Genomic DNA, 14,620 nt, shown 5'->3' on the forward strand with positions numbered 1-14,620 from the left:
CGTCACGTCTCCACCAGCGCCAGCACCCGCGCCGGCGAGCCGGAGCCGCCGACGATCGGCAGCGGGCTGACCACGAGCACCGCGCCGGTGGCCGGGAGGCGCCCCAGGTTGCGCAGGCTCGTCAGGCCCCAGCGGTGCGCGCCCATGAGGTAGTGGTGGCAGGAGAACGGCGGGTCGAAGCCGGCGGCGGCGCCCGCGTCGGTGCCGACCGTCTCCACCCCGAACCCGGTCAGCGGCGACTCCTCGGCGATCCACCGCGCGCACGTGGCCGAGACACCGGGCGTGTGCGGGCCGGCGTCGTCGGCGTTGACGAACTCCTCCTGCGTGGCGCCCCGCGACTCCCACCCGGTGCGGTAGAGGAGCCACCCGCCGTCGGGAAGGGGTCCGTGCTCGGCCTGCCACGCCTCGAGGTGCGCGACCTCGAGCAGGAAGTCCGGGTCCTTGTCGACCTCCGCGCTCATGTCGATGACGGCGGCCGGCGCGACGAGCGTCGACATGGGCACCCGGGACACGTCGGGGCCCTCACGGCCGGTGACCCAGTGGTTCGGGGCGTCGAGGTGGGTGCCGGTGTGCTCGCCGGTGTGGATGTCGTTCCAGTACCAGGCCGGGCCGCGGTCGTCGTAGCGCGAGAGCTCCTCGAGGCGGAAGCGTGAGGTGTTCGCGAACGGCTCGGGCAGCTCCAGGATCGGGGTCGACTCCTGCAGCGGCGTGGTGAGGTCGACGACCTCGACGGCGCCGGTGCGCATCGCCTCGGCGAACGCGGTGAGGACGGACATGCTCAGCTCCTCGGGATCGGGATGCCGTCGACCATGGTGCGCCGCGCGCTCGCGGGCAGGAAGGGCCGCGATCGCCGGCGACCCGTTGACGACGGCCGCGATGAGCGCTCCGAGCCACCGTCGTCGTCAGCAGCCTCGGTCAGAAGGCGCGCTGGACCTTGTTCGACGTCGCGTCGTCGAGCTCGTCGGCGTCGAGGATCTCCGCCTGGACCGTGTAGATCCCGGAACCGTGCTCCTTCACGACGGAGGCCAGCTCCAGGCGGTGCTCGAGGCTCCCTCCGGGCTTCGTGGCCGTTTGTCCGGCGAGCACCTGGCGGCCGCTCGGCGCGGTCACCGACACGACGACCCGTTGGCCCGGGACCGCGGGGTCCACCCGGCCGAACACGAGGACGTCGAGGTCGCCGAGCGGCTCGAGACCGATCTCGATCCGTGCGCGACGGCGCACGTGGACCGGGTAGAAGACCCCGCCCACGGGTGCGAACCGGGCACCGGGTTCCTCGTCGAACGGCTGCACGAGCTCGCTGTACTCCCGGGGCACGGTGCCCGACACGCGCAGCGGCGCGGTGCCCGGTAGCCCTTCCTTCCCGTCGTGCGAGCCGATCGCGTAGGCCGCGAGATCCTCCTCGGGCCAGATGGCGACGTCGATCTCCTTCTCGGCGAGGCCCTCGAGCCAGATCCAGGCGTGGGGGATCTGCGCGCTCCAGCCCCTCGGCACCCCGTGGAGCGAGACGAACACCGGGCGGCGCTCGTTGACCGGGTTGCGCACGGCGGTGCGGATCAGCACGGGGTCGCACGGGCTGGAGCCGGCGCTGATGAAGTCCGAGACGTTCTCCTGGGCTCCGTTGTTCTGGCCACTGATCTCACCGAACTGGGCGGAGACGAAGGCGCGCAGGCAGGTGTGTCGCCCCACGACCGGCACCCAGTTCGAGGTGACGTCGGCGAAATCGTTCGCCGCGATCGTGGGGATGGTCTGCACGGAGATCGGGGCCCAGTTGCCGTTGTCGCCGACGCCGGGTGGGGTCACCGCGTAGTGGGTCACCTTCACGTTCGAGGCCCCGAGGGCGCCGCTGACGCGCACCCGCGACACCACGTGGTTGATCTTCGCGACCTGGGGCTTGTCGCCGTTGCCCGTCGGGCGGCCTTCGCTGTCCGACGGCTTGTCGAACGTGCCGAACGGGTTCCGGTCGACCCAGATGTCGGGCGACTGGAAGGCCGAGTCCCAGGGCTCGATGCGGAGGTCGAACGCGCCGGTGGGATCGTCCGCCACGGTCTGCGCCCATTCGACCCGAACGCGGCACACCAGTGGCCGAGCCTGGACCGAGTCGTCGAGAACGGTGATCTTCAGGGCGCGCGCCGGGTCCTCGGCCGTGCCTCCGGCGCCGAGGACCTCCGGGGTGTGGAGCAGGCTCAGGAAGCGGGTCTGCTGGTTGTTGTTCATGACACCGGAGATGGCGCGCGTGACGATGACTCCGCCGTTGTTCGGGGTCGCACCCACGGGTATCTGGTCGTCGAAGACCTGCGCGGTGGTCCCCGGCCGTTGCCGGACCTGCACGTAGTAGCTGAGCGCGTCGGAGACCCGGACCTTGACCAGGTGGACCCGCGACGACGTGTCCTCGGTGAGGCCGTGCGCCACCACCTCGAACGTCTCGCTGAACGGGTTGCGGTCCCAGTCGAGCGTGGTGATGTTCGCGGGCTGGTAGTACCCGAGTTTCTCCAGGTGGTAGCCGGAGAACAGCGGGTGGGTGTCGTGGGCCCCCATGAGTTCGAACAGCTGGGCGGTGGCGGCGGTCGGGTCCACGAGGTCGCTGCCGTAGACGTCTTCGCCGAGGGTCGCGGACCCATCGCCGGACGAGTTGGGCGCGGACACGACGTTGTGCCCGAACTCGTGGGCGAAGCGGCCCCAGTTCGCGGTCTCGTTGATGTACAGCGTGTTGACCTGGTGGCTGGCCGTCAGGTTGATGTGGATCCGGTTCGGGTCGCCGACGGGCAGGCCGTTGTCGTACGAGAAGGTGCTCTGGGATCCGCCTCCCCACGCGCGGACGAAGGTCCCGTTCGTGAAGACGACGAAGCACGCCATCGCGTAGTCGTCCAGGTGGAACCCCTGATCGACCGCACCCTGGGCGCCGATGGCCGCGATGCGGCCCAGCTGGTCACTCCGGAGGTTCTCGACGGCCGGGGACGTGTCGACGAAATCAGCCAGCGGCCCGTCGAGGTCGACGAACTGCGAGAGGTCGGTCTGGATGTCGGTCCGCCCGTAGCTCGCCTGGCGGTAGTAGGTGTCGACCCTGGACCAGGCGTCGTCGACCGTGGTGCGCACCGCGGCGGGATCGGGGGGCGAGGTGTCGTCGGCGCGCATCACGACGACGAGGACCCGGATGGTGCCGATCGGACTGACATCCCCCGGTCGTGGGTCGCCCACCCCACGGCTGACCACCGGTGGACCGTCGTCGATCGCTCCGGGGAGCGGGAAGCCGACGACGGTGAAGTCGGTCGGCGAGGTGGCGGGCCCACCGGGGGTCGTCACCCGCACCGACCCGGAATCCGTGTCGGGGTCGGTGAGGACCCGCAACTCGTTCGGCGAGGCGGACAGGACGAATGCGCCGGCCCCGCCCACCTCGACCTCGTTGTCGAGTCGGGCGGCCGAGAACCCGGAACCCTCGATGGTCAGCACCGTGCCGCGTGGTCCCTGCACGGGCTCGATGGAGTCGATGACGGTCGCCACGGGAGGCCCCCACTCACTCGCCCACCCGACGATCCCCGCGCCGGGCGCCCGACAACGCGCCGAGCACTCGTCAACCTGTCACCCTGCGTCACGCGAAGAATCGGACGAACGGGCAAGTTGTGACGGCTGGAAGGGTGAAGTGACCCAGCCTGAACAACGCCGCGCGACAATGCGCGCCGCCCGACGCACGCCACCTCGCGTGGAGCGTTCCGCGCCGGCCGGCGCCCTCGCGATGGACAGCCCGCGCGGACCGCCGCTACGTTCCTGGGAGGCCCATTCGTCCAGGCCGTACGGGTCGCCGGGGTCGTGGCGGAGCGGAGGGAGCCGGACCGATGCCCCTGTACAGCTACCGGTGCGACGAGGACGGCCCCACGGACGCCCACTGGCCGATGGGCACCGCGCCGTCGGTGATCCCCTGCCCGACCTGCGGCGGCGATGCCGGCCGCGTCATCACCGCGCCGCACCTCGGGCTGGCCGACCGCGGCCGCGTCGCCGCCATCGACCGGGCGGAGGCGTCCGCCGGCGAGCCCGCCGTGGTCTCGGCACCGCCGCCCCGGGCCCCGCGAGCACGCCCGCCCCGGCTCGACCCCCGGACGGCAGGGCTCCCGCGACCCTGACCGCTCCCCCTGCGTGCGTCGGTGACCCGCCCGCCGTCGTCCCGACCGTCCCACCGGCACCCGCACGACCGACACCGCAGGGGAGAGTTCCGATGCCGCAGAAGGTGTTCCCGCTCGACAGCAGCCGGAAGTTCACCGACCAGCAGATCGTCGGGCACAACCGCTGGCACCCCGACGTGCCCGCCCAGGTCCACGTGAGGCCCGGTGACGTGTTCCGCGTGGACTGTCGCGAATGGTTCGACGGCGCGATCCACAACGACGACTCGGCCGAGGACATCCTCCACGCGCCGCTCAACGGTGTGCACGTGCTCTCCGGCCCGATCGCGGTCGAGGGCGCGCAGCCCGGCGACCTCCTGATCGTCGACATCCTCGACGTCGGGCCGATCCCGCAGGAGGACTCCGGCCCCCTGGCCGGCCAGGGCTGGGGCTACACCGGGGTGTTCGCCAAGACCAACGGCGGCGGCTTCCTCACCGAGCAGTTCCCGGACGCCTACAAGGTCATCTGGGACTTCCGCGGCGGGAAGGCCACCTCGCGGCACGTGCCCGGCGTCGAGTTCACCGGGATCGTCCACCCCGGCCTCATGGGGACGGCGCCGTCGCACGATCTGCTCGCGTCGTGGAACCGCCGGGAACAGGCCCTGATCGACACCGACCCGCAGCGCGTGCCGCCGCTGGCGCTGCCGCCGCAGCCGGACTCGGCGATCCTCGGCTCGCTCACCGGCGACGACTTCGAGCGGGCGCGGAACGAGGCCGCCCGCACCGCGCCGCCCCGCGAGAACGGCGGCAACCAGGACATCAAGAACTTCACGAAGGGCAGCCGGGTGTTCTACCCGGTCTTCGTCGACGGCGCGAACCTCTCGATGGGCGACCTGCACTTCTCGCAGGGCGACGGCGAGATCACCTTCTGCGGCGCGATCGAGATGGGCGGGTTCATCGACCTGCACGTCGACCTGATCAAGGGCGGGATGTCCACCTACGGCGTGTCCGAGAACGCGATCTTCGTCCCGGGCAACACCGACCCGCAGTACAGCGAGTGGATCGCGTTCTCGGGCACCTCGGTGACGCTCGACGGCGAGCAGCGCTACCTGGACTCGCACCTGTCGTACCAGCGGGCCTGCCTGCACGCGATCGACTACCTGACGACGTTCGGCTACTCGCCGATCCAGGCGTACATGATCCTCGGCGCCGCGCCGATCGAGGGCCGGCTGTCCGGCGTCGTCGACATCCCGAACTCGTGCTCGACGGTCTACATCCCGACCGGGATCTTCGACTTCGACGTCAAGCCCAGTGCGCAGGGCCCGACGCGGATCGACCCGGGGATCGGCGTGCCCCGGTCCGCCGGCTGAACCCCGACACCCGCAGGGTCAGGTTGATGCGCTCGCCCGGCGCCGTCCCGATCGGCGGAGCGGGGACGTCGGGCAGCACCCGCGGCACCCCGTGGTGCACGAGGCGGTTCTCACGCCCGAACACGATCAGGTCGCCGGACTCCAGGACGACGTCGGTCCACGGCCGGCCGCGGTGCTCGGTGTTGCCCACCCGGAACACGCAGGCCGCCCCGAGCGACAGCGACACCACCGGGTCGGGGGCGCGCTCGTCGCGGTCGGCGTGCATCCCGAGCCGGGCGTCCCCGCGGTAGAAGTTCACCAGGGCTACGTCGGGGCGGTAGGCCGCGCCGTCGCCGTACGCCTCGGTCACCGCGGCGCCGCCGAGCTCGGCCAGCCACTCCGGCAGTGGGGTGACCGGCGAGCCGTCCTGGTCGTCGCGGGTCGCCGAGTAGCGGTAGGGGATCCAGTGCCAGCCCAGGCACACCGTCGCGACGCTCATCTCGTGGCCGCTCGGGAGTCGGGCCCGGCGCGCCCCGGGTCCTTCCGCGGCCCAGCCGCGGGCCGCCTCGACGAGGTCGCGCTGCCGGTCCTCGTCGAGCCAGCCCGGGACGTGCACCACCCCGGGGGCGACCTCGCGGCGCGGCCGCGGGACCAGGTCGAACACCATGACCTCCCGACGTCGGGTGTCCTCGTCCGGGAGGACACCACACGGCCCAGCCCGGTTGCGGGTCGGGCGGGACCCCGCCGCTACCCGGTACCAACGGTCCCCTACAGTGCGCGCCACACACGACGCGGCCGTCGGCCCCTTCGGGTGTCGCAGAGATGTGCCATTCGCAGGAGGGGACCCGTCATGGGACGTGCACGACGAGCCTGGACACTCGCGGCCGCGGTGTCGGCGACGGTGGGACTGCTGCTGGTCGGCCAGGTCGCCTCGGCGAACCCGGCGCCGCTGGAGTACGTGAACCTGGGTGACAGCTACAGCGCCGGGAGCGGCATCCTCCCGCCGGCGCCGGGGGCGCCCCCGCAGTGCACGCAGTCGGCGCTGAACTGGGCCCACGACCTGGCCGGGTCGCAGGGCTACCACCTCACCGACGTGTCGTGCGGCGGGGCGCAGACCAAGGACTTCACCACCTCGCAGTTCCCAGGGGTGGCGCCGCAGCTCGACGCGCTGTCGTCGTCGACCCGGCTCGTGACGCTGACCATCGGCGGCAACGACAACAACGTCTTCATCAACGCCATCGGCGCGTGCGGCTCGGCGGCCGCCACCACGGCCGGCCAGGGCAACCCGTGCGAGCGGACCTACGGCAACTCGTTCGTCAACACGATCAACGACAGCACCTACCCGAACCTGCTCAAGGCGCTCGCCGCGGTCCGGCTCAAGGCGCCGAAGGCCCGCGTCGCGATCTCGGGCTACCTGCAGATCCTCCCGCCGACGCAGGGCTGCTACCCGGTCATGCCCGTGGCGATCGGCGACGTGCCGTACCTGAACCGCATCGAGGCCACGCTCAACGACGCCGTCCGCCGCGCCGCCTCGCGCACCGGCGTCACCTTCCTCGACGAGTCCGCCACGTCGGCCGGGCACGACGCCTGCCGGCCGATCGGCACGCGGTGGGTCGAGCCGGTGGTCGGGTCGACCAACTACGTCCCGGTGCACCCGAACGCCCTCGGCGAGCGGGCGATGGCCGAACGGGCGCTCGCCGTCCTGGCGCCGTAGACGCTCAGCCGGTCGCCAGCAGCGGCAGCACGTGCCGGTCGAAGAACCGGCCGTCCGCGGTGTGCGAGAGCGTCCGCGAGACCGACTCCGGCGCTACCCAGCGGGCCTCCGGGTTCGCGGGGTCGAGGGGGCGCAGGGTGGCCTCCGGGCTGCGGAACAGGAACAGCGTGATCGTCTTCCACTCCGGCAGCCCGTGGCGCACCGCGAAGCGCGAGAACGACCCGAGCTCGCGGACCAGCTCCAGCCCGGTCAGGCCGCACTCCTCGTGGATCTCGCGGCGCGCCGCGTCCAGCACCTCCTCGCCGGGGTCGACGTGGCCCTTGGGCAGCGACCACGTGCGCGACCGCTGCGCGACGACGACGACCCGTCCGTGCGGGTCGACGACCACCCCGCCCGCGGCCCGGCTCCGGAACACCTCCGCAGTCTGCCCGGGCGGGGCGCCGTTCACGCGGGGCGTCGGCCACCGACGACGTGCCGGGTCGGGCGGTACACCAGCTCCTGGATGTCCCGGTCGAGCGTGCGGTGCTCGAGCAGCTCGAGGTCGAAGTCGTCCGCGCCGCCGAGGACGGGGTCGGTGCCCGTCCGGCCGGTGACCACGGGGAAGAGCGTCACCTGCAGGCGGTCGACGAGGCCCGCCTTCAGCAGCGCCCAGTTCATCGACAGGCTGCCGTGCGAGCGCAGCGGCACGTCGGACTCCTGCTTGAGGCGCCCGACGACGTCGAGGGCGTCCCCGCGCGCGACGGTCGCGTCCGGCCAGTCGAGGTCGCCGTCGAGCGCCGACGAGACCACCGTGGTCGGCATGGCACGCATGCGGCCCACCCACGGGTCACGCACGTCGGAGTCCTCGGTGCTCTCGGCCAGCATCGCCACGAACTGTCGGAACGTGGTGGCCCCGAAGACCATCCGCTGCTCCTCGGCGAAGGAGGCGAAGCGGTGCTCGAGCAGCTCGGGGCCCTGCTTGCCCCAGTAGCCGCCCCAGTCGCCGTCGCCCCCGTAGGAGCCGTAGCCGTCGAGGCTGGAGAAGACGTCCCAGGTGTAGGTCGCGGTCATGGTGTCCTCCGTGGGGTGTCGACCGGCCCGTCGCCGGTCCCTCACCCCGACGACGAACGGGCCCCTCCCGGATCGACATCGCCCGGCGACGTCCCGCGACCGGGACTTTGGTCCCTCGATGCCGGAAAAGTGGTGACCGCCGCCGCCGTCGGGTGCTTCACTGCCGTCCTCGTCGCGAAGAGTCACCGTGAACGAGGGTGGGGATGGTCCTGGTCCTGGTGTGGGTGATGGTCGGGAGACCGTCGTGGTGACCCCGGACGCGCGGGCGCGGGCGCGGGCCGACGTCCCCCTGCTGATCGTCGCCGCCACCGCCACCACCGTCCTCGCGCTGGGCGCGAGCCAGCTCCCGGCCGACGTCGGCGCGATGGCCATCCGGGTGGTCCTGCTCGCCGTGGTCGTCGGTGCCGTCCTGGCCGTCACCGCCCTGCGGCCGGTCGCCGCCGTGTACCTCTACGTCGCGACGCTGCCGTTCCTCGCCGGCATCGACCGGTCCACGCTCCTCCCGCTGGTGCGGCCCAACGAGGCCGTGCTCGCGCTCGTGCTGACCGGTGCGGTCGCCGGTGGGATCGTGCGCGCCCTCCGATCGGGCACCGTTCCCCGTCCGGTGCTCCACCCGGTGGACCTCCCACTCGCGGCGTTCGTCCTGCTCGCCACGGTCTGGCCCGTCGCCTCGGAGATGCTGCGCGGCCTCGCGCCGACCGGCGCCGACCTGGCCTCCACCCTGCCGGTGCCCAAGCTGGCGGCGCTGTACGTCCTGGTCCGCGTGACCGTGCGCCACCGCACGCAGGTCGAACGGCTCACCCGGCTCGTCATCTGGCCCGCGGTCGCCGTCGCCGTGATCGCCGTGCTGCAGACCCTGCAGTTCGGGCCGGTCCTCGCGGTGCTGCGGGTGTGGTGGAGCTCGGCGCAGGACGCCCCGTCCGACCTGGCGGAGCGGGGCACCACCACGCTCGGGTCGCCCCTGGCCACCGGCGACGTCCTCGTCATCGCGGCCGTCGTCCTGGCGTGCTGCGTGGTCCGGGGCCTGCTCGGGCGCCGGGAACGGGTCGTCGCGGCGGCCCTGCTGCTCACCGGCATCCTGGCGACCGGCCAGGTGACCGCCTGGATCTCGGCGCTGGTGGCGGCCGGGTTCCTGGTCGTCGCGTTCCCGCAGCTCCGCCGTCGCGCCCGGCGGGCGGTCGTGCCCGCCGCCCTGCTCGTGGCCGCCGTGGGTGTCCCGGCCGTGCTGGCGCGTGCCCAGGACACCGCGTCCTCGGGGGTGCCGATCAGCTGGCTCACCCGCTGGGACAACCTGAGCAGCTTCTACCTGCCCGCCCTGGGCGACTTCCACTTCGCGCTCGGGGTGCGGCCCAACCCGGTCCTGCCCGCCCCGGAGACGTGGCGCGAGGTCATCTACCTCGAGTCCGGATACCTGGAGCTGCTGTGGGTCGGCGGCATCCCGTTGCTGCTCGGCTTCGTCTGGCTCTCCTGGGCCGTCCTGCGCACCGCGCAGGAGGGCGCCTCGCGACCGGATGCGCGGGGGGCCCTCACCCAGGCCCTCGGCATCTGCTGGTGGACGCTGGTCGTGGTGTCGGTGCTCGACGCGCACCTCACCCTCCGCGGCACCGGCGACCTGCTCTTCGTGCTGCTCGGGGTCGCGGTGGGGGTGGCCCGGTCCGGCGCTCGCAGCACAGCGCCGTGGTTCCCCGGGCTCCGCCGGACCCGTCAGGTCGGGACCATCGGCCCTCTCCCCGCCCGCTCTTGAAAGGGCAACATCCGCCCCCACTCGGGCTCGGGCACCAGGCGTTTCGAGGAGGGGGCCGCGACATGCTTCTGGCATGGGGGACCGTGAGGCCCCATCGGTGGGTGGTGCTCGGAGTGACGGTCCTCTCCCTGGTGCTGACCGCGTGCTCGCAGGCGGCGCCCCCGCCGCCTCCGACCCGGCCCCCCGCCGGCGGCTACCTCCAGCTCAAGCCCGTCGGCGGCTTCCTGACCTTGCCCGACGACGGTGGAGCCGCGACGTTGGTGCACCAGTCCCCCTGGGAGCCGCGGCCGGACAACATCCCGGCGAACCACGCCGTGCCCCCGACGGACTTCCGCCCCGATGGCTACCCGGGGATGACCAACGGCCCGCAGGTGTTCAGCCGCATCAGCGGCAACTACGCCGGCACCACCGACGAGGTCCTCCAGTGGTCCGCGGCGAAGTGGGGCCTGCCGGACGACGTGATGCGCGGCATCGCGGTCGTCGAGTCGCAGTGGTACCAGAACCACAAGGACACCGTGGGGAAGCCCACCCAGGGCCAGGGCTACGGCGGCTTCGGCACCTGCGGAGGCTCGCCCCCCGGGGCGCCGTACGGCCCGGACGGCCCGGCCTCGTTCGGCATCACCGGGGTCCCCTGGTGCAGCCTCAACGACCCCAACGCACCCGGCTACGGCGGGTGGCCCTGGACCGAGAACTCGACGGCGTACGCGGCGGACACCGCGGGGGCGATCATCCGCGCGTGCTACGAGGGCTGGGAACCCCAGTGGGGCCCGACCTACCACGCCGGCGACCTCTGGGGCTGCGTCGGGCGCTGGATGACCGGCACCTGGAACACCCCCCAGGCGCAGGCCCAGGTGACCATGGTGCAACAGGCCATCCAGCAGCGGCCGTGGAACAACTGGTGACCCCGACCCCTGCCCCCCGGCGGGGAACTCGCCCGCGCACCCCGCTGCTCGGGGTGCTGCTCGTGCTCCTGCTCGCGGTGGCGTGTTCGACCTCGCCACCGCCACCGGGCAACGGCGCCTCCGGGGACGACGCCCGGCCCGCCGCGAACGGGCACCTCGCCCTCAAACCGGTGGGATCGTTCCTGCTCGACGACGCCCAGGCTGCCGCGATGGTCCAGCAGTCCTCCTGGGAACCGCGACCCGAGAACACGACGCCCAACCACACCGTCCCGCCTCCGGACTTCCGGCCACGGGAGTACGGCGGGATGGCCAACGGCGACTACGTGTTCAACCGCATCACGGGCAACTACACCGGCACCACCGACGAGATCTTCCAGTGGGCGGCCGCGAAGTGGGGACTGCCCGACGAGCTGGTCCGCGCCGAGGCCTCCGTCGAGTCCCAGTGGTACCAGGGCCACAAGGATGCTTCGGGCAACCCGATCAACCAGGAGGGCTACGGCGACTTCGGGGACTGCGGAGGCTCGCCCCCGCCGTCACCGTTCGGCCCCCAGGGGCCGGCCGCGTTCGGGGTCATGCAGGTCAAGTGGTGCGCCGTCAACGACATGAGCCAGGGCGGCTACGGCGGCTGGCCCTGGACCGAGAACTCCACCGCCTACTCCGTCGACACCTACGCCGCGGTCCTGCGGGGCTGTTACGAGGGGTGGGAGCCCTGGCTCGGGCCCAATTACCACGCCGGGGACCTCTGGGGCTGTGTCGGGCGTTGGTACACCGGCACCTGGTACTCGCCGACGGCCCAGAACTACATCGCCCGCGTCCAGCACGCCATGCAGACGAAACCCTGGCTCACGTGGTGACGGAACCCGAAGGTCCGACCGTGCCGGGACCATCGACCCCTTGAGCACGACCCCGACGTCCCCGACGGTCTCCGCGGAAGGGGTGGACCCCGGTGGCGGGGCGCTCGCGGCTGGTCACCGGCGGGATCGGGGGAACGGGTGGTCCAGGACCTGTGGATGCTTCTGGTGTTCCCCCCGGCGCTCATGGTCGTTGTCCTGCTGCTCGAACGCGTGGAGCGTGCGGCGACCGACCGGACCCGCGCGGCCGCCTCGGCGGGTGGCCGACGACCGGGTCCCGAGGTCGGCGACGGCGTCGATCCCCACGACCGCCGCGCGGCGACGGACCCGGCCACCGCCGGGTACCGCCACCCGGACACGGAGCTCCTCGAGGCCGTGGTCGACCTCGAACCACGGGCCTGGGCCCGTCTCGTGGTCGACGGCGTGCCGCACGTCGTCCGCGCCGGCCAGCTGCTGCACCGCGGTTCCCCTCGTCGTCGGGGAACGACCCGACGCCGGGAGCCGGCCGCTCGGGACGGGTGATCCGCGGGTCGCCGTCGCGGCAAACGACCGATCGAGCATGCTCGTGCGTCCGTCCGGGGTAAGGACTCCTCCGAACAGCCCGGACACCCGGAGGTCGGCGTGCTCAGGTTCGTGCTCCTGCTCGGTGCCGCCGTCGCCGTCCTCGTGATCGGGACGGTCCTGGTCGGGATGGTCCGGCGCGTGCAGGAGGGCTCGGCGCGGCGGGCCCGGCGGGACGCGGCGTCCCGACGACGGGTCGCGGACGCGGCGGAGCGCGCCGACCTCACCGCGGGCACGATCTCGGTGCCCGACCGGTTCGGCGCGCTCGGTACCGAGGGCCTCGTGCTGCTCACGGCCGAGCCGCAGCCCGGGGACCTCTCGTATTCGCTGGTCGCCCCCACCCCGCCGTTCGACCTGACCGCACCGGGCGCCGCCGGCACCCTCCAGGACTGGGAGACCGCGTCCCTCCCCCGGCGGCGGGCGCTGGTGCTCCGCGGCTACCTGGCCCACCCGCTGCCCCGCGTGCGCGCCGAGGCACTCGACCTGATCGGCACGCTGGGCAGCGAGGACGGCCGCACCCCGCACCACCTGGCCCTCCTGCTGCGCGACGACGCCGAGCCGGTGCGGCGCAAGGCGGCGGCGACGGCGTGGGCCGGCGGGCCGGGCACCGTGGGGGCCGTTGTCGACGCACTGCGCGAGGACCCCGCGGCGGACGCCGCCGAGCGGGCCCACGCCGAGCTGGTCGCGCACGCCCCGCCCGGCCGCGAGGTCCCGGCCCTGCGCTGAACCGGCGGTTTCGACCAGCGTGGTCCCGGGGCACGATCGTGGAGTACCTGTGCTCCCGCGGCCCCCGGAGCGACCATGGCCCGCCATCGTCGTGCGTCGGGGGCCTCGCGTGCGCGGACGGCCTCACTGGTGACCGCCGGAGCGCTCGCCGGCGGCGCCGCGATCGCGTGGGCGACCGTCTCGGGGTCCCACCCGGCACCGCTGCCGCCGCAGTCCCGGGCGCCGCAGGACGACCGGGCCGGCGCCCCACCGACCGGCCCGGCGCCGGCGATCCCGGCCCCCCGCCCCGCGGAGGCGACGCCCCGCGTCTCCGACGTCTCGGCCCCGGCACCCGCCCGGACCACCTCGGTCCGGTGGCGGGCCCACGACCCGCAGGCGTTCCGCCCCACCCGGGCCGGGACCACCGCGCCCCACGTCCGGCACGGCGAGGTGACCTGCCACGTCGGGTCGGGCCGCCGCTGCGAGCTCGAACCCGCCCTTCCCGCGCTGGACGAGGGCGACGAGCACGTGGTCGCGGTCTCGGTGCGGCTGGACCACCCCGCGACCGGGGGTCACCACGTCGTCGTGCGGTGGGACAACGACGGGCCGGGCGCCGCCCCCGTCGACCTCCGGGTGCGCGACGGCCGGCTCGTGCTCCACGGCGGCGACGGGCACCCCTCCGGCACGCGGACCGCCAGCCGGGATCTCGGGCCGGCGCCGGTCGGCGAGTGGACGCGGCTCGCCGTCCGGGTGCGCTTCTCCGCGAACCCCGAGAAGGGCAGCGTCAGCGTGCGGCGGGACGGCCGCACCGTCGTCGACCGCCACCGCCCACCCGGCGGCACCCTCTATCCCGGCCAGCAGAGCCACCTCAGCGCCGGGGTGCGCCGGGAGTCAGCGGCCGCGCGCCCGCCGACGGTCCGGCTCCGGGACTGGTACGTGGCCGGCGTCCGAACGTCCGAGGGGCCCAGCACCGGGGACCGGACCGAGGCGCACCGGAGCACGTCGCACCAGAAGAACTCGTCGCACCAGAGCACCTCGTCGCGCCAGAGCACCTCGTCGCACCGGAGCACCGGGCGGCACGCCCGGACGACGGCGACCGACCACGGCTCCGGCCACCGGGGCGACTAGCCGCCCTCCGCCCGGGTGTGCCGGTTCTCCCAGTCCTCCCGGAACCCGCTCCGGCCGAGCTCGAGGACGTGCAGCCCGACGTCCAGCGACCCGGCGCGGTCCTCGGCGACCGCCAGCAGGTCCACCAGCTGCGAGCCGTAGGTCTCGACCTCGGTGAGGTCGACGACGATCACCCGGCGGGCGTCGCCGGGTGCGGCGACGGCGCAGTCGGCGAGCTCGGCGTGCAGGCAACGGCTCAGGACCGCCGCGTCGTGCGCGCCGACGGCGCCCGCGACGGTGAAGACAACGCCCGCCCCCTGACCGAGGTCGCGCCGGTGGACCCGGGCCGAAGGGCTGGGTACGGGTGTCGGCGGGGGTCGGCGATCCCTGGTCGAGGTCGTCTTCGGGGCACGGTGGTCCGGGTGCAGCGGCGGAGTGGTGAGGCTCATCACACCACGGTGCTCCTGCCGCGGGCCGGCATCCACGCCGAACGGGTGTCACTTTCGGCAACAGCTCGGTCACCCGCGCGGCGCGGCGGGCACCCGC

General features: G+C 73.5%; 15 protein-coding genes. 9 read left to right on the forward strand and 6 right to left on the reverse strand.

Translation table 11 applies throughout. The features are described from left to right. Positions 1 to 2: 2 nt before the first annotated feature. Together HH311_RS01155 and HH311_RS01160 are read right to left on the reverse strand one after the other, a co-directional pair. The gene (locus tag HH311_RS01155) at positions 3 to 776 is read right to left on the reverse strand and encodes a cyclase family protein (protein WP_169181754.1); all 774 of its coding nucleotides are present in this window, start codon (positions 774 to 776) and stop codon (positions 3 to 5) included. Positions 777 to 915: 139 nt separating this feature from the next. Continuing rightward, positions 916 to 3,498, reverse strand: a complete 2,583-nt coding sequence (locus HH311_RS01160) for an IPT/TIG domain-containing protein (protein WP_169181755.1) — start codon at positions 3,496 to 3,498, stop codon at positions 916 to 918. A gap of 332 nt (positions 3,499 to 3,830) precedes the next feature. Between HH311_RS01160 and HH311_RS01165 the strand changes: the two genes are divergently transcribed. Together HH311_RS01165 and fmdA are read left to right on the forward strand one after the other, a co-directional pair. Beyond that, positions 3,831 to 4,115, forward strand: coding sequence for an FmdB family zinc ribbon protein (locus tag HH311_RS01165; protein ID WP_169181756.1), 285 nt, complete (start codon positions 3,831 to 3,833; stop codon positions 4,113 to 4,115). A gap of 92 nt (positions 4,116 to 4,207) precedes the next feature. Further along, positions 4,208 to 5,461 carry a formamidase gene (fmdA, locus tag HH311_RS01170; protein WP_169181757.1) on the forward strand — a complete coding sequence of 418 codons (1,254 nt, stop codon included), beginning with the start codon at positions 4,208 to 4,210 and terminating at the stop codon, positions 5,459 to 5,461. On the opposite strand, the gene HH311_RS01175 is transcribed toward fmdA, so the two are convergent. Beyond that, positions 5,394 to 6,107 (reverse strand): alpha-ketoglutarate-dependent dioxygenase AlkB, encoded by a 714-nt coding sequence (locus HH311_RS01175; protein ID WP_169181758.1) that lies wholly within the window; start codon positions 6,105 to 6,107, stop codon positions 5,394 to 5,396. The two genes, fmdA and HH311_RS01175, sit on opposite strands and share 68 nt — an antisense overlap. A 183-nt stretch (positions 6,108 to 6,290) precedes the next feature. Between HH311_RS01175 and HH311_RS01180 the strand changes: the two genes are divergently transcribed. After that, positions 6,291 to 7,154: an SGNH/GDSL hydrolase family protein gene (locus HH311_RS01180; protein WP_169181759.1), complete on the forward strand. Its 864-nt coding sequence runs from the start codon at positions 6,291 to 6,293 to the stop codon at positions 7,152 to 7,154. A gap of 4 nt (positions 7,155 to 7,158) precedes the next feature. Here HH311_RS01180 and HH311_RS01185 read toward each other — a convergent pair whose 3' ends face one another. Next, positions 7,159 to 7,569: an NUDIX domain-containing protein gene (locus HH311_RS01185; protein WP_169181760.1), complete on the reverse strand. Its 411-nt coding sequence runs from the start codon at positions 7,567 to 7,569 to the stop codon at positions 7,159 to 7,161. Positions 7,570 to 7,598: 29 nt separating this feature from the next. Then, complete coding sequence (locus HH311_RS01190; RefSeq protein WP_169181761.1) at positions 7,599 to 8,204, reverse strand: dihydrofolate reductase family protein; 606 nt, start codon at positions 8,202 to 8,204, stop codon at positions 7,599 to 7,601. A 244-nt stretch (positions 8,205 to 8,448) separates the two neighbouring features. Between HH311_RS01190 and HH311_RS01195 the strand changes: the two genes are divergently transcribed. From HH311_RS01195 to HH311_RS01220, 6 genes are all read left to right on the forward strand, one after another. Beyond that, positions 8,449 to 9,948, forward strand: a complete 1,500-nt coding sequence (locus HH311_RS01195) for a hypothetical protein (RefSeq protein ID WP_169181762.1) — start codon at positions 8,449 to 8,451, stop codon at positions 9,946 to 9,948. Between the two features lie 113 nt (positions 9,949 to 10,061). Further along, on the forward strand, positions 10,062 to 10,850 hold the full coding sequence (locus tag HH311_RS01200) for a hypothetical protein (protein ID WP_169181763.1): 789 nt from the start codon (positions 10,062 to 10,064) through the stop codon (positions 10,848 to 10,850). Then, positions 10,847 to 11,704: a hypothetical protein gene (locus tag HH311_RS01205; protein WP_169181764.1), complete on the forward strand. Its 858-nt coding sequence runs from the start codon at positions 10,847 to 10,849 to the stop codon at positions 11,702 to 11,704. Before HH311_RS01200 ends, HH311_RS01205 begins: the two co-directional genes overlap by 4 nt. 156 nt (positions 11,705 to 11,860) lie before the next feature. Further along, positions 11,861 to 12,223, forward strand: a complete 363-nt coding sequence (locus HH311_RS01210; protein ID WP_169181765.1) for a hypothetical protein — start codon at positions 11,861 to 11,863, stop codon at positions 12,221 to 12,223. Between the two features lie 99 nt (positions 12,224 to 12,322). Then, positions 12,323 to 12,988, forward strand: coding sequence for a hypothetical protein (locus tag HH311_RS01215; RefSeq protein WP_169181766.1), 666 nt, complete (start codon positions 12,323 to 12,325; stop codon positions 12,986 to 12,988). Positions 12,989 to 13,117: 129 nt separating this feature from the next. Then, entirely contained in the window at positions 13,118 to 14,095 is a 978-nt protein-coding gene (locus tag HH311_RS01220; RefSeq protein WP_169181767.1) for a heparin lyase I family protein, read from the forward strand. Here the strand turns inward: HH311_RS01220 and HH311_RS01225 are convergent. Further along, a complete protein-coding gene (locus HH311_RS01225) occupies positions 14,092 to 14,523 on the reverse strand; it encodes a hypothetical protein (RefSeq protein WP_169181768.1) in 432 nt (143 codons plus the stop codon). The genes HH311_RS01220 and HH311_RS01225 overlap by 4 nt on opposite strands. Between the last annotated feature and the right edge of the window lie 97 nt (positions 14,524 to 14,620).

Origin of the sequence: Actinomycetospora sp. TBRC 11914, from assembly GCF_012933465.1 — a bacterium.
GTDB lineage: Bacteria > Actinomycetota > Actinomycetes > Mycobacteriales > Pseudonocardiaceae > Actinomycetospora.

Coding starts and splice junctions, on each gene's coding strand:
- fmdA (WP_169181757.1), top strand. CDS start 4,208: ATGCCGCAGAAGGTGTTCCCGCTCGACAGCAGCCGGAAGTTCACCGAC.
- HH311_RS01225 (WP_169181768.1), bottom strand. CDS start 14,523: ATGAGCCTCACCACTCCGCCGCTGCACCCGGACCACCGTGCCCCGAAG.
- HH311_RS01180 (WP_169181759.1), top strand. CDS start 6,291: ATGGGACGTGCACGACGAGCCTGGACACTCGCGGCCGCGGTGTCGGCG.
- HH311_RS01155 (WP_169181754.1), bottom strand. CDS start 776: ATGTCCGTCCTCACCGCGTTCGCCGAGGCGATGCGCACCGGCGCCGTC.
- HH311_RS01165 (WP_169181756.1), top strand. CDS start 3,831: ATGCCCCTGTACAGCTACCGGTGCGACGAGGACGGCCCCACGGACGCC.
- HH311_RS01175 (WP_169181758.1), bottom strand. CDS start 6,107: ATGGTGTTCGACCTGGTCCCGCGGCCGCGCCGCGAGGTCGCCCCCGGG.
- HH311_RS01190 (WP_169181761.1), bottom strand. CDS start 8,204: ATGACCGCGACCTACACCTGGGACGTCTTCTCCAGCCTCGACGGCTAC.
- HH311_RS01210 (WP_169181765.1), top strand. CDS start 11,861: ATGCTTCTGGTGTTCCCCCCGGCGCTCATGGTCGTTGTCCTGCTGCTC.